The 12,611-nt window shown below is 74.3% G+C and carries 14 protein-coding genes; 4 read left to right on the top strand and 10 right to left on the bottom strand.

Going from position 1 to position 12,611, the window contains the following annotated elements; all coding sequences use genetic code 11:
* Positions 1–1,059 (bottom strand): AbrB family transcriptional regulator, encoded by a 1,059-nt coding sequence (locus tag OEB99_RS02520; protein WP_263508102.1) that lies wholly within the window; start codon positions 1,057–1,059, stop codon positions 1–3.
* A 68-nt stretch (positions 1,060–1,127) separates the two neighbouring features.
* On the opposite strand from OEB99_RS02520, the gene OEB99_RS02515 reads away from it, so the two are divergent.
* Positions 1,128–1,511: an iron chaperone gene (locus tag OEB99_RS02515; protein WP_263508101.1), complete on the top strand. Its 384-nt coding sequence runs from the start codon at positions 1,128–1,130 to the stop codon at positions 1,509–1,511.
* 22 nt (positions 1,512–1,533) lie between these two features.
* Here the strand turns inward: OEB99_RS02515 and OEB99_RS02510 are convergent, their stop codons facing one another.
* Positions 1,534–2,577 (bottom strand): aspartate-semialdehyde dehydrogenase, encoded by a 1,044-nt coding sequence (locus OEB99_RS02510; RefSeq protein WP_263508100.1) that lies wholly within the window; start codon positions 2,575–2,577, stop codon positions 1,534–1,536.
* Positions 2,574–3,851, bottom strand: a complete 1,278-nt coding sequence (locus OEB99_RS02505; protein WP_263508099.1) for an aspartate kinase — start codon at positions 3,849–3,851, stop codon at positions 2,574–2,576. The genes OEB99_RS02510 and OEB99_RS02505 overlap by 4 nt, the downstream gene beginning before the upstream one ends.
* A gap of 186 nt (positions 3,852–4,037) precedes the next feature.
* Here OEB99_RS02505 and OEB99_RS02500 point away from each other — a divergent pair, with 186 nt between their 5' ends.
* Positions 4,038–4,646 (top strand): subtilase-type protease inhibitor, encoded by a 609-nt coding sequence (locus tag OEB99_RS02500; RefSeq protein WP_263508098.1) that lies wholly within the window; start codon positions 4,038–4,040, stop codon positions 4,644–4,646.
* 55 nt (positions 4,647–4,701) lie between these two features.
* Here the strand turns inward: OEB99_RS02500 and OEB99_RS02495 are convergent, their stop codons facing one another.
* The 4 genes from OEB99_RS02495 to OEB99_RS02480 are packed head-to-tail and all read right to left on the bottom strand — an operon-like array spanning position 4,702 to position 7,445.
* Positions 4,702–5,304 carry a DUF5063 domain-containing protein gene (locus tag OEB99_RS02495; protein WP_263508097.1) on the bottom strand — a complete coding sequence of 201 codons (603 nt, stop codon included), beginning with the start codon at positions 5,302–5,304 and terminating at the stop codon, positions 4,702–4,704.
* Positions 5,297–5,896, bottom strand: coding sequence for a recombination mediator RecR (gene recR, locus OEB99_RS02490; RefSeq protein ID WP_263508096.1), 600 nt, complete (start codon positions 5,894–5,896; stop codon positions 5,297–5,299). The genes OEB99_RS02495 and recR overlap by 8 nt, the downstream gene beginning before the upstream one ends.
* Positions 5,897–5,922: 26 nt before the next feature.
* On the bottom strand, positions 5,923–6,651 hold the full coding sequence (locus tag OEB99_RS02485) for a hypothetical protein (RefSeq protein WP_263508095.1): 729 nt from the start codon (positions 6,649–6,651) through the stop codon (positions 5,923–5,925).
* Positions 6,648–7,445 (bottom strand): hypothetical protein, encoded by a 798-nt coding sequence (locus OEB99_RS02480; protein WP_263508093.1) that lies wholly within the window; start codon positions 7,443–7,445, stop codon positions 6,648–6,650. The genes OEB99_RS02485 and OEB99_RS02480 overlap by 4 nt, the downstream gene beginning before the upstream one ends.
* Positions 7,446–7,871: 426 nt before the next feature.
* On the opposite strand from OEB99_RS02480, the gene OEB99_RS02475 reads away from it, so the two are divergent.
* A complete protein-coding gene (locus OEB99_RS02475; protein WP_263508091.1) occupies positions 7,872–8,231 on the top strand; it encodes a roadblock/LC7 domain-containing protein in 360 nt (119 codons plus the stop codon).
* Positions 8,232–8,249: 18 nt separating this feature from the next.
* On the opposite strand, the gene OEB99_RS02470 is transcribed toward OEB99_RS02475, so the two are convergent.
* The 3 genes from OEB99_RS02470 to OEB99_RS02460 all read right to left on the bottom strand — a co-directional run bounded on the left by OEB99_RS02470 (position 8,250) and on the right by OEB99_RS02460 (position 11,445).
* On the bottom strand, positions 8,250–8,684 hold the full coding sequence (locus OEB99_RS02470) for a hypothetical protein (RefSeq protein ID WP_263508090.1): 435 nt from the start codon (positions 8,682–8,684) through the stop codon (positions 8,250–8,252).
* Between the two features lie 154 nt (positions 8,685–8,838).
* Positions 8,839–11,286, bottom strand: coding sequence for a DNA polymerase III subunit gamma and tau (locus OEB99_RS02465; RefSeq protein WP_263508089.1), 2,448 nt, complete (start codon positions 11,284–11,286; stop codon positions 8,839–8,841).
* 9 nt (positions 11,287–11,295) lie between these two features.
* Positions 11,296–11,445: a hypothetical protein gene (locus OEB99_RS02460; protein WP_263508088.1), complete on the bottom strand. Its 150-nt coding sequence runs from the start codon at positions 11,443–11,445 to the stop codon at positions 11,296–11,298.
* A 52-nt stretch (positions 11,446–11,497) separates the two neighbouring features.
* Here OEB99_RS02460 and OEB99_RS02455 point away from each other — a divergent pair, with 52 nt between their 5' ends.
* Complete coding sequence (locus tag OEB99_RS02455; RefSeq protein WP_263508087.1) at positions 11,498–12,475, top strand: LacI family DNA-binding transcriptional regulator; 978 nt, start codon at positions 11,498–11,500, stop codon at positions 12,473–12,475.
* The last annotated feature ends 136 nt before the right edge of the window (positions 12,476–12,611 follow it).

Genomic DNA, 12,611 nt, shown 5'->3' with positions numbered 1-12,611 from the left:
TCAGTGCGACTCGGCGCGCGGGCGCAGGGTTCGCGCCAGCAGCGGCGCGGCACCGAGCATGACGAGCAGGCGCACCAGCTGGACCCCGAGCACGAACGTCACGTCCGAGCCGGTACCCACGGCCGCCGCCAGCACCGCGTACAGGCCGCCGGGGGTGGTGGCGAGATAGCCGTCGAGGACGGTCACGCCGGTCATCCGCGCGAGTGCGACGCCGAGCAGGGCGGAGAGCGCGATGAGCGCCACGATCAGCAGGACGGCGAGCGGCAGGACGCTCGCGACGGTGCGCAGGCTCTCCCGGGTGAACCGCAGCCCGACCTGCAGCCCGATCAGCGCGAAGCCTCCGGCCTGGAGCCACCCGGGCACCTGGATCGAGTGACCGGCGAGCGCGAGGCCGATCACGGCCGCGAGCGGCCACAGCAGGGCACCGGCAGGGATCGGCAGGAACCGCTGGAGGACGAGCCCGACTACGACGCACACCGCCGCGAGCAGCAGGTCCGACCATGGCACGGCCGCCGCAGCCGCCGTCGTCGCCCCGGTGGCCTGGCCGTGGAACACCACCTGCACCACGAGCGGGATCCCTGCCAGGATGATCAGCACCCGCAGGTACTGCACGACGGCGACGACCCGCTCGTCGGCGCCCAGGTCCCGGGCCATCGCGACGATGCCCGAGGCCCCGCCCGCGATCAGCGCGAAGGTCCCGGTCGCGGCGCTGACCGCGGGGTGCAGCCGGAGCAGCAGACCGGCGCCCACGCTCAGCGCGAGGGTCGCCAGGCTGATCAGCAGGACGGCTGCCCAGCTGCTGCCGAGCGTCTGCAGCGTCGCCGAGTCGAACGAGGTGCCGATGGCGACGCCGAGCACCGCCTGGGCCGCGGTGAACACGCGGGACGGCAGAGCCGGCACGTCACGCGCCACGAGCGCGTACCCGAGGCCGGCCAGCAGCGCCCCGAAGAGCACCGGGCTCGGCAGACCGACCGCGCCCAGGGCGAGGCTCGCGACCGCCACGAGCGCCCCGAGGACGACCCAGGCGAGCAGTCGCCTCCTCAGGTCCGCGTGCGCCACGCAGCCGACCCTAGGCGGCCGGGGCCCCCGCGGGCGCGGGTGTCCGTCCCGGCTGGCATCGTGGGGCCATGAGTGAGTCCACGACCGACCCGCTGCCGGTCCCGCCGGACCTGCAGGCCTACCTCGACGGCCTCGCACCCGAGCCGAGGGCCGCGGTCGAGGCGATGCGGGACAGGGTCGTCGCGGCGATCCCCGAACCGGGCCAGCGGCTCGGCTACCAGATCCTCGGTGTCACCTGCCGGGGCAAGGCCCTGGTCTACCTCGCGGGGTGGACCGAGCACGTCGCGATGTACCCGATCCCGGCGCTCGAGGACGAGCCCGCACTCGCCGAGGCGATCGAGCCGTACCGCAAGGGCAAGGGCACGCTGCACTTCCCGCTCGCCGAGCCACTGCCGCTCGACCTGGTCGAGCGGGTGGCGCTGACCTGGGTGGCACAGCGCGGGCTCGGCTGAGCGGCGCGGCCGCCCGGTGCAACTACTGTCGGCGGGCCGCGACGAGCTCGGCGATCTGCACCGCGTTGAGCGCGGCACCCTTGCGCAGGTTGTCGTTGGAGACGAACAGCGCGAGACCGCGACCGTCCGGCACACCCTCGTCGGCCCGGATCCGCCCGACGTACGACGGGTCCTGGCCGGCCGCCTGCAGCGGCGTGGGGATGTCGCTCAGCTCGACCCCGGGGGCGTCGGCCAGCAGCTCGGTGGCGCGCTCGGGCGAGATCGGCCGGGCGAACTCGGCGTTGATCGACAGGCTGTGCCCGGTGAAGACCGGGACGCGCACGCAGGTGCCGGACACCCGCAGGTCGGGGATGTGCAGGATCTTGCGCGACTCGTGCCGGAGCTTCTGCTCCTCGTCGGTCTCGCCGAGCCCGTCGTCCACGATCGAGCCGGCCATCGGCAGCACGTTGAACGCGATCGGCCGCTTGTAGATCACCGGCTCGGGGAAGTCGACCGCGCCGCCGTCGTGCGTGAGGGCGGCGATGTCGGCGCCCTCGAGCGCCCGGACCTGCGACTCGAGCTCGGCGACGCCCTTGAGCCCGCCACCGGAGACCGCCTGGTACGTCGAGACGATCAGCCGCTCCAGGCCGGCCTCGGCGTGCAGCGGCTTGAGCACCGGCATCGCGGCCATCGTGGTGCAGTTCGGGTTGGCGATGATGCCCTTGACCGTCATGTCGACGTCGTCCGGGTTGACCTCGGCCACGACGAGCGGCACCTCGGGGTCACGCCGCCAGGCCGAGGAGTTGTCGATCACGATCGCGCCGGCGTCCGCGAACCGCGGGGCGTGCGCACGCGACCCGGTCGCGCCCGCGGAGAACAGCGCGATGTCGATCCCCGACAGGTCGGCGGTCTCGACGTCCTCGACCACGACCTCGCCGCCGGCCCACGGCAGCACCTTCCCCGCGGACCGGGACGAGGAGAAGAACCTGATCTCGTCGACCGGGAACGCCCGCTCGGCCAGCAGCCTGCGCATCACGCCACCGACCTGGCCGGTGGCACCGACCACGGCGACCCTGAAGCCCCTCATCGTCCGGTACCTCCGTACACCACGGCCTCGCCCTCGGTGGAGTCCAGGTCGAACGCGGTGTGCACCGCGCGCACCGCGTCGTCGAGCTGGTCGGCGCGGGTGATGACCGAGACCCGGATCTCCGAGGTGGAGATCATCTCGATGTTGATGCCCGCGTCGCGCAGCGCACCGAACAGCCGCGCCGAGACCCCGGGGTGGGACTTCATCCCGGCGCCGATCAGCGAGAGCTTGCCGATCTGGTCGTCGTACTGCAGGGACGCGTAGCCGATCTCCTGCTCGTGGTCGGTCAGGGCGGTGATCGCCTTCTGGCCGTCGTCGGCCGGGAGCGTGAACGAGATGTCCGTCAGCCCGGTCTGCGCCGCGGAGACGTTCTGCACGATCATGTCGATGTTCACGCCCGTGGCCGCGACCACCTCGAAGATGCGCGCGGCCGTGCCGGGCACGTCCGGAACCCCGACGACGGTGACCTTCGCCTCGGTGCGGTCGTGCGCGACACCGGCGATCAGCGGATGTTCCATCATCTGTCCTTCTCCCTCGGGAAGGGGGCGGTCGGTGACGAGGGTCCCGTTGTGCGCGGAGAACGACGAGCGCACGTGGATGTCGACCCCGTGCCGGCGGCCGTACTCGACGCAGCGCAGGTTGAGCACCTTCGCGCCGCTGGCGGCCATGTCCAGCATCTCCTCGTAGCTGATCCGGGAGATCTTCTTCGCGGTGGGCACGATCCGCGGGTCGGCCGTGAACACGCCGTCGACGTCGGTGTAGATCTCGCAGACGTCGGCGCCGATCGCGGCCGCCATGGCGACCGCGGTGGTGTCCGAGCCGCCGCGGCCGAGCGTGGTCACGTCGTTGCTCGCGTTGACGCCCTGGAAGCCTGCGACGATCGCGACGTTGCCGTCCGCGAGCGCCTGGTGGATCCGGTCGGCTTTGACCGCGACGATCCGCGCGCGGCCGTGCGAGTCGTCGGTGATGACGCCCGCCTGCTGGCCGGTGAACGACTGTGCCTTGAAGCCGAGGTTCGCGATCGCCATCGCGAGCAGCGACATCGAGATCCGCTCGCCCGCGGTCAGCAGGATGTCCATCTCGCGCTCCGGCGGGCGCGGGCTGACCTGGTTCGCGAGGTCGATCAGCTCGTCGGTGGTGTCACCCATCGCGGAGACGACCACCACGACGTCGTCCCCGGCGCGCTTGGCCTCGGTGATCCGCTTCGCGACCCGCTTGATCGCCTCGGCATCCGCGACGGAGGAACCCCCGTACTTCTGCACGATCACGGCCACGGCGACGACTCCCTGCTGGCGGGAGGGACCCGCTGCTGGGCCCCGACGACGTCGCGAGCATAGTTGGCGCCCAGCAGGTGGACGGCAGGTATTCCGGGATCCGGGCGGCACGACGCACCGGTGCAAGGCCACCGCGGGTGGGAACATGGAACGGGCAGGAGAACCTCGGAACCGGGAGGGGCCGCCATGCCCGCAGCCAGGCCCGCAGTGATCAGCACAGCGAGGCGCACGGCCTTCAGGCCCGCAGTCGTCCGGAGGGCCGTCGCCAGGACCGCTGTCGCCACCTCGGTGCTCGCCGTCGCCGCGCTGGTGCTCGCGGGGTGCGCGAGCGGCACGTCCGCCGGCGACGGCACCGACGCGCCGAGCGACACCTCGACGACCGCCCCCGACGCCCCCACCTCGAGCGACTCCGACGCGGGTGGCGGTGCGGCCGGGACCCGCCCGTCCGGTTCACCGTCGCTCGAGGGTCTCGCAGCGGACCTCACGGTGAGCGTCGACGCGTCCGGCGAGGGCGACGTCCAGGTCTGGACGCTGACCTGCGACCCGCCGGGCGGAGACCACCCCGACCCCGAGTGGGCGTGCGCGGCCCTCGAGGCCGCCGGTGGCGTCGCCGCGTTCGAGCCGGTCCCGCGGACCGCGGTGTGCACCGAGATCTACGGCGGTCCGCAGACCGCGCACGTCGAGGGCACGGTCGGCGGCGAGCCGGTCAACGCGGACTTCTCGCGGCAGAACGGCTGCGAGATCGCTCGCTGGGACGCCCTCCAGGCACTGCTCGGGGACGTCGCCGGGGTCTGAGGCGGAGCCGAGCGGACCACGGGCCGACCGTTCGGCCGGCGCGCCCGCTCGCCGCTCAGTCGCTCCCGTGCAGCGCGTGGAACTCCGCTTCGGCGGCCACGTCGTCGTCCACGTCGAGCCGCAGGTGCGCGAGCACCGTCTGCAGCACGCGGAGCGCGGACGACGCGCGCTCGCCCCAGTTGGCCAGGTACGAGTACTGCCACCACCACAACGACTCGGTCAGCTGACCGGCCGAGTAGTGCCGGAGCCCCTGCGCCAGCGCGCCGGCCACCAGCACGAGGTCGCCGGACAACGACGACTGCACGGTGTCCCCGCCCAGCACCGGGTCTGCGACCTCCAGGTAGGAGTCCAGCCCCTCGAAGAGGTTCGCGAGGCCCGCCCGCAGCGGGTCGAGGTCCTCGTCCGGGCCGACGTCGGGCTCGAAACGCTCGAGCGGGACCACGTCGACCACGGCACCGAGCCGCGCGCCGACGCCCAGCACGTCCGACACCGCGAGCAGGAGCAGCGGGATCGCGGCGTCCGGGTTGGCACCGGCGGCCACCTCGGTCAGCGTGTCGACGAAGGTCTCGGCCTCGTCCGCGACGGTTGCGGCAAGGTCGGCGAGGTCGTCCGGCACGGACTGGTGCTGCTCGACCGGTTCGTCATGCTTGTCAGGCACTGATCTGCCTCCGTCCCTCGAAGGCACGCCCCAGCGTGACCTCATCGGCGTACTCCAGGTCCCCGCCGACCGGCAGGCCCGAGGCGAGCCGGGTGATGCGCAACCCCATCGGCACGAGCAGGCGCGCGAGGTAGGTCGCGGTCGCCTCACCCTCGACGTTCGGGTCGGTGGCCAGGATCACCTCGGTCACCGTGCCGTCGGCGAGCCGGGTGAGCAGCTGCGAGATCCGCAGGTCGTCCGGGCCGACGCCCGCGATCGGGTTGATCGCGCCGCCGAGCACGTGGTACCTGCCGCGGAACTCGCGGGTGCGTTCGATCGCGACGACGTCCTTGGGCTCCTCGACCACGCAGATGATCGCGTCGGAGCGGCGCGGGTCGCGGCAGACCCGGCAGCGCGACTCCTGCGCGACGTTGCCGCACACCTCGCAGAACTGCACGCGAGCCTTGACCTCGGTGAGCGCGTCGACCAGGCGGCGCACATCGGCCGGGTCGGCCGCGAGCAGGTGGAAGGCGATCCGCTGCGCACTCTTGGGACCGACGCCGGGCAGCCGCCCGAGCTCGTCGATCAGGTCCTGGACCGCGCCCTCGTACACGGTGCCAGCCTACGTGGTGGTGGGTTTCAGGGAGAGACACCCGCCGACGCCGCGTCGAGGTCCGCCCCGAACTGCTCGACGACCCATGGCGTCCGCACCATACGTTCGCGGCGCTCGGTGTTGGCACCGTCCGGGCTACCGGCGGGAGATCGGTCGGCAAGCACGAGCAGCGCACGGTGCGCCGACATCCGCAGTGCCACGATGCTCTGGCTCCGCACGAAACCGTCCCGGTAGGTGACCTGCCGGAGGGATCCCGACACGACGTGCGGCTCCGGGACGAGACGCTCCGCCGTGTCGCGCACCTCCGTGGGGAGGAAGGCCCACGCGAGCTCAGCGGGCAACGGACGCCCCCGTTCCCCGTAGGAGAGCTCGGCCACGCCGTTGCCGCTCGCGGCGACGCCGTCAGGCTCGACCGCGCCACGCCGTCGGTGGAGCCCGCCGGCGAACGGGGTGAACCCCACCGCGAGTTCCTCCCAGCGGCCCGAGGAACGGAGGGCGCCGCCGACGGACGGGCGCATCCGTACGCACAGCTGGGCGACGACGACCCCGTCGGCGAAGAACCGCCAGGCCGTGGCCCGCTCGAACGCGTCGTCGCCGTCGTACCAGACCCGGGGGTCGATCACGACCTCCTCGGCGAGCAGCATGGCCCGTCGCTCCCCCACACGCCTCGTCGACCGGGGCAGCTCGGGCCAGCTGACATCTTCGGCGGCGAGGCGGATCCGTCTGTCGCTGGCGGTGAGGCGGAGCTCGTTCATCGGTCAGCCTCCTTGAGGACCCTCGCCCACGCTTCGGGCGCCCCGCTCGGAGCCGTCGCCGTGACGTGACCATCCCGGTCGACAGCCACCCACGTGCCAGGCAGCACGTCGATCTCGAGCGTCCGGATCGTCTCGCGCCCGGTAAGCGGGTCCTGGGCGCCCCATCGCCGCGAACCCTGGGGAGCACCCATGTCGACCATTCGTTCGACCTTGGAGCCCGGCGCGCTGAGCGCCTCTCGGACGACGTTCCACTCGGCTGCCAACCAGTGGCGCTCGTACAGCATGCCCAACCGCGCCGAGTCCCTCCGGCGCGAGTGCGGATACTGGCGGAGCCGGCTCTGCCGACGCACCCACCAGGACACGGCCAGGCACGCGAGACCCACGTCGACGAGCAGGCTCAGCGCTGGTCCGGTGAACCCGTTCGTGTCCGCCAGGAGCCCGAACAACCCCACACTCAGGAACACGGTCACCACGATCCAGGTGACGGCACTCCCGGCGCCGAAGCGCGCGACGATGGCGGCCCCGGCGGCGGTGAGGACCACCCAGATCACGGCGACCGCCAATGCGGTCACACCGATCCGGGTGCCAGACGCCGCGATGGCGACCGCCGCCGCAACAGCGAGGGCCGCCGCCAGACCCAGCAGCACCCGGTCCAGGAGTCCGCGTCTCGGGAACGCGGGCGGCCCCGGCACCGTCAACGGCGGCGCGGGCAGCTGGACCGCACCCGGCGCGAACGGTGTGCGAGCAGCGACCGGGGTGGTCTGCTGCCGGGGACCGTCCGCGGGGGCATGCACTGGCGCAGAGTCACGCCGCACCACGCCCTCACCCGGCGCGAGCCCCCAGAGGACGCTGGCCCAGTCGTCTCCCCGGACGACACCCGACACGGAGTGCTGAGGCGCACCGCTCCCGCTGACCGCTGCAGGGTCCGACACCATCGTTCCCTCTCTTCTGCGCCCTCGCGACGCCTCGAGGGTGGGTGCGGGCCCATCGACGAACGCCGTATCGCCTCGGGGACCGTACCGCCTCGACGGGGCCCCCGGCCGACGCTCCGTGCCGGCGTGTGCCCGGACACGGGCAACGACCGGACTCGAGCCGCCCTGCGGGGTGGATCGCGCCGCGGACCACCACTCGTACGGGTGACGGTGTTCGTCCCGGACGGCGCTCAGGTCCTAGGCTGCGGGGCGGCCTTCGGCCGACCCCCACGACCCAGAGGAGCTCCGGTGCTCGTACGCCAGCAGGCGATGCTGCTCGCAGTACGGCTCCGGTCGGCCGTACCGGGGGTCACCAGGATCGTCGTGGCACGCCGAGACGGTCGGGTGTTCTTCGACCAGGGGCTCGAGGAGACCCAGGAACCCGCCGCGGTGGCCGCGGCGTCGGCCTCGCAGCTCGGCATCGACGTCGCCGCCGCGTTCCGGCTCGGCTACGCCGACTCGGTCGTGGTGCACGGCGAGCGCGGCATGGTGCTCGTCCAGCCGCTCGACGCGATGCACGTGGTCGCGGTCCACGCCGAGCCGTCGACCGACGTGGTGGCGTTGCGGCACACCACGTGGGAGGCCAGCGCGGAGCTCACCGCGAGCTGACTCGGGCGGGCGCCCGGCTCAGGCGTCGGCGGGCGGCCCTGCCGGAACGTCCTCCGGAAGGTCGCTCGGCCCGGCCGGGTCCTCGACGGTCGAGCCGATGCTCCCGGTGCCGGACCCGTCCCCGGGGGCGTCGTCGAGGGTCGGGAGCAACCGCTCATCCCGTGCTCGGGCGAAGTCGTGGACGACCCGGAGCACGAGGATGCTGCCGACGATCCACATCGCTACGGCCAACCAGCCGAGGAACGGGCCGAAGTTCTGGTCACCCAGCTCACCGCTCGTGGGCGGGTATCCGTCCCACGCGGCGGCGTACAGGCTCTCGTGGATGGCGACGGCCCCGGACAGCACCGCACCGGCGAGCAGGCTCAGCCCGCCGACGAGCTCGCCCGCGACGGGCCTGGGATCACCCGGCTCCGGCGGGCGCCACCCGACCGGCGATCCGACCGCTGCACTCATGGACCCTCCCTCAGGACCATGCAGGCCGGGCACGCGCGGCCGCGCAGCCTCCCCCCGCGGGGCGATCGTCCAGCGTCGCGTCGGTCTGCACAAGGGCCTGAGGGCGCGGCGCGCCACCGGTCGAGCGCAGAGGGCGAGACCCGCCGATGCCGAGCTACTTCGGCTCGTCCGGGATCTCGTCGATCACCGTTCCGCCGAGCATCTGGGCGACGAGCGGCGCGCCGACCAGGCCCGAGCCGGCGAGCTCGGGGTCGTCGGGGCTCGCGTCGAACTCGTCGGCCGCCGGCGCAGGTGTCGAGGCCGGGGCCGGCCGGGCCGGCCGGCCGGCTGCCCGAGCGGCACCGGGCCGAGCCACGGGCGCGGGGCGCGCCGGAGCCGGGCGCGGTGCGGACGGCACGGGCGCCGCAGGCGTCTCGCGTGGCCGGGTCGGCGCACTGGAGCCCTCCGGTTCGGCTGGTTCGGGCTCCTCGTCGGGCTCGGGACCGTCGGGGATGCCGTCCGCGGCCCGGTCCGACTGCGGCGCCGCCGTCGGACGGCTCGCGGGTCGCTCCTGCGCCGGTGCGGCCGGAAGCTCGGAGCGTGCGCCCGGGCCCCGGTCGGCGGGCTCGGGCGTCGAGCGGGCTGCGGTCGTTGCGGGGGCGTCCCAGGATGCGGCGGCCTGGGCAGCCGACGGCCGCGACGTCCGGGTCGGAGCGGCCGGTGCCGGGGTGTCGGAGGCGAGCACGGGCTCGACCCGGGCGTCGAGACCGAGGGTCTCGTGGAGGGCGCGGCGCACGTGCTCGGCGTGCGGCCCCGAACGGAAGGTGGTCGCGAGCTGCGGGGTGGTGAAGGCGAGCTTCACGGTGCCGTTCTCGATCGAGGCGACCTGCGCGTTCTCGCTGACCAGCACCCAGGACGCCATGCGCAGCCCGCGCAGCGTCTGCAGCACCTCGGGCCAGCGGCGGCGGACCATCTCCGCCTCGGCGGACGGCGCGGGCGCGGCTCCGGGGCGGGGCGACGCCGCCTCCTCGCGAGCGGAAGGAGCGGCGGACGGCTTCGACGGCACGCCGGCAGGTGCTGGGGAGCGCGGAGCCCCCGACGGGGTGCCCCGCCCGGGCGCCGGTGCAGCAGGTTCGGGCACACCGGCGGAGCCGGCCCGAGCGGGCCGAGCCTTGCCGGCGGCCGGTGCCTCGCCCGGCTCGGCGGTCGCATCCGGCGCGGGCTTCTCCAGGTCCGGGGCGGGCGGCTCCGACGCACGCCGCTCCGGCGGTGCGGAGGATGGCGCCCGCACTGGCGAGGCCGCCGGCTGGTCCGGCGCTGCCGGCGCCGGCGCTGCGGCGACCGAGGCCGGAGGCGCCGATCGCTCCGCGGGTACCGGCACCGGGGCCGCCGGCCGCTCGGGAGCTGTCGGCGCCGAGATCGTCGCGACGCTCGTCGGCGCACCCACCCCCCGCGGGACGACGCCGCCCTCGGCGACGCTCCGCTCGACGCGCTCGAGCCGCGCCACCACGCCGGAGCTGTCCGGGGACGGGAGCAGCAGACGGGCCACGAGCAGCTCGAGGTGCAGCCGCGGAGAGGTCGCGCCGGTCATCTCGGTGAGCGCCGTGTTCGCGAGGTCCGCCGAGCGGGAGAGCTCCGCCGGACCGAGCGCCGCCGCCTGCGCACGCATGCGTTCCAGCTGGTCGGTCGGCAGGTCCCGCAGCGCGGCTCGGGCGGACTCCCCTGACGCCGCGATGACGATGAGGTCGCGCAGCCGCTCGAGCAGGTCCTCGATGAACCGCCGGGGCTCGTGCCCCGAGGAGATCACCCGGTCGATCACCCGGAACGCGCTCGCGCCGTCCCGGGCCGAGATCGCGCCGACCACGTCGTCGAGCAGCGCGGCGTGCGTGTACCCGAGCAGGGCGACCGCACGCTCGTAGTCCAGGCCGTCCGCGTCGGCGCCGGCGACCAGCTGGTCCAGCACCGACAGCGAGTCGCGCACCGAGCCGCCGCCGGCCCGCACCACGAGCGGCAGCACGCCCGAGCCGACCTGCACGCCCTCGGACGCGCAGATCTCCTCGAGGTACGGGGTCAGGGTGTCCGGTGCCACGAGCCGGAACGGGTAGTGGTGGGTGCGCGAGCGGATGGTGCCGATCACCTTGTCCGGCTCGGTGGTCGCGAAGATGAACTTCACGTGCGGCGGCGGCTCCTCGACGATCTTCAGCAGCGCGTTGAACCCCTGCGGGGTCACCATGTGCGCCTCGTCGAGGATGAACACCTTGAAACGGTCCCGGGCGGGCGCGAAGGCCGCGCGCTCGCGCAGGTCCCGGGCGTCGTCGACGCCGTTGTGGCTGGCCGCGTCGATCTCCACCACATCGAGGCTGCCCGGCCCGCCCCGGCCCAGCTCGACGCACGACGCACACGTGCCGCACGGCTCAGCGGTGGGCCCCTGCTCGCAGTTGAGGCAGCGCGCCAGGATGCGCGCGGAGGTCGTCTTGCCGCAGCCGCGCGGGCCGGAGAAGAGGTAGGCGTGCGTGACCCGGTCCGAGCGCAGCGCATGCATCAGGGGCTCGGTGACATGCTCCTGACCGATGACCTCCGCGAAGGTCTCGGGCCGGTAGCGGCGGTACAGGGCCTGACTCACGCGGCCACCCTAGACGGCGCCGCCGACTCCCGGAACCGAGCCGTCCACCGGCCGGCCCAGCACCGGGACGGTTGGTCCGGGCTCGGCCTCAGCGAGCCGGCGCAGACCCACGGCCTCGGCGTCCGCCCGGTCCGGGCCCGCCGTCCTGACCGCGCTCACGACGGCAGGATGCCACTCGCTATCGTGAACCGACCGTGGAGAGGCGGACCGGATGGGCGTGACCAGCGCGGATGTCGCGCGGGCCGCGGGCGTGTCCCGCACCACGGTGAGCTACGTGCTCAACGGCACCCCCGGGACGGCGATCTCCGAGGCGACCCGGCAGCGCGTCCTCGACGCCGCGGAGCGGATCGGCTACGCACCGTCGGCCACCGCGCGGGCCCTGCGCCGCGGCACGACCGACCTGGTCCTGGTGGTCCTGCCGCACTGGCCGATCGGCCCGGTGATCGACACGCTGCTCGACCACCTCGCGGACGACCTCGCGGCTCGCGGGCTCTCGGTGCTGGTGCACCACGGCCGCGGCCGGCCGCTGTCCGAGCTGTGGCGAGCCGTCACGCCGCGCACCGTGGTGGGCCTCACGGCGTTCGCACCCGAGGAGGTCCGGGCGATGCGCCGGGCCGGGATCCAGGTGGTGGGCACCCGCCTCGACGACGAGCACCACGACCCGAGCGTCTACGCGGTCTCGCAACGCCGGATCGGGCGGATGCAGGTGGCGCACCTGGTCGAGCGCGGCCGCACCCGGATCGGCTGGGCCGGGACCACCGACGAGCGCCTCGTCGACTTCGCCGGGCCGCGCCTCGAGGGCGTCCGGCAGGGTTGCGCGACCGCCGGGCTGGCCGAGCCGGTGGTCGCGCGGCTCGCGCTCACGGCGGACTCCGCGGCCCAGGCGGCGCGGGAGTGGCACGAGGCCGGTGTCGACGCCGTCGCCGCGTACAACGACGAGGTCGCCCTCGCGGTGCTGGCGGGCCTGCGGCGCGAGGGCCTGCGGGTCCCCGAGGGCGTCGCGGTGATCGGTGTGGACGACATCCCGGCGTCAGCGCTGGCCGAGCCACCGCTGAGCACGGTGTCGCAGTCGATCGAGGTCCAGGCGGCGTACCTCGCCCAGGCCACCATCGCCGCGCTGGACGGCGCGACCGAGCTGCCGCCGCAGCCGCCGGACGTGCTCGCCGTGGTGGTGCGCGAGTCGACCTGACGTCGCCCGGCGCGGGCGCGCCCGTGCCGGGCGACGGCCGCCCGCGGCACCTGAGCTCCCCCCGCCGACCCGGGGGCGGGGCCCCCCGGGGCGGGGCGACGGCCGCCCGCGGCACCTGAGCTCCGGGGTGCGGGGC

It is taken from the genome of Actinotalea endophytica (assembly GCF_025717005.1).
Classification (GTDB): Bacteria; Actinomycetota; Actinomycetes; order Actinomycetales; family Cellulomonadaceae; genus Actinotalea.
This window is presented reverse-complemented; position numbering and strand designations above follow the sequence as displayed.

Coding starts and splice junctions, on each gene's coding strand:
- OEB99_RS02515 (WP_263508101.1), top strand. CDS start 1,128: ATGAGTGAGTCCACGACCGACCCGCTGCCGGTCCCGCCGGACCTGCAG.
- OEB99_RS02510 (WP_263508100.1), bottom strand. CDS start 2,577: ATGAGGGGCTTCAGGGTCGCCGTGGTCGGTGCCACCGGCCAGGTCGGT.
- OEB99_RS02500 (WP_263508098.1), top strand. CDS start 4,038: ATGCCCGCAGCCAGGCCCGCAGTGATCAGCACAGCGAGGCGCACGGCC.
- OEB99_RS02485 (WP_263508095.1), bottom strand. CDS start 6,651: ATGAACGAGCTCCGCCTCACCGCCAGCGACAGACGGATCCGCCTCGCC.
- OEB99_RS02470 (WP_263508090.1), bottom strand. CDS start 8,684: ATGAGTGCAGCGGTCGGATCGCCGGTCGGGTGGCGCCCGCCGGAGCCG.
- OEB99_RS02455 (WP_263508087.1), top strand. CDS start 11,498: ATGGGCGTGACCAGCGCGGATGTCGCGCGGGCCGCGGGCGTGTCCCGC.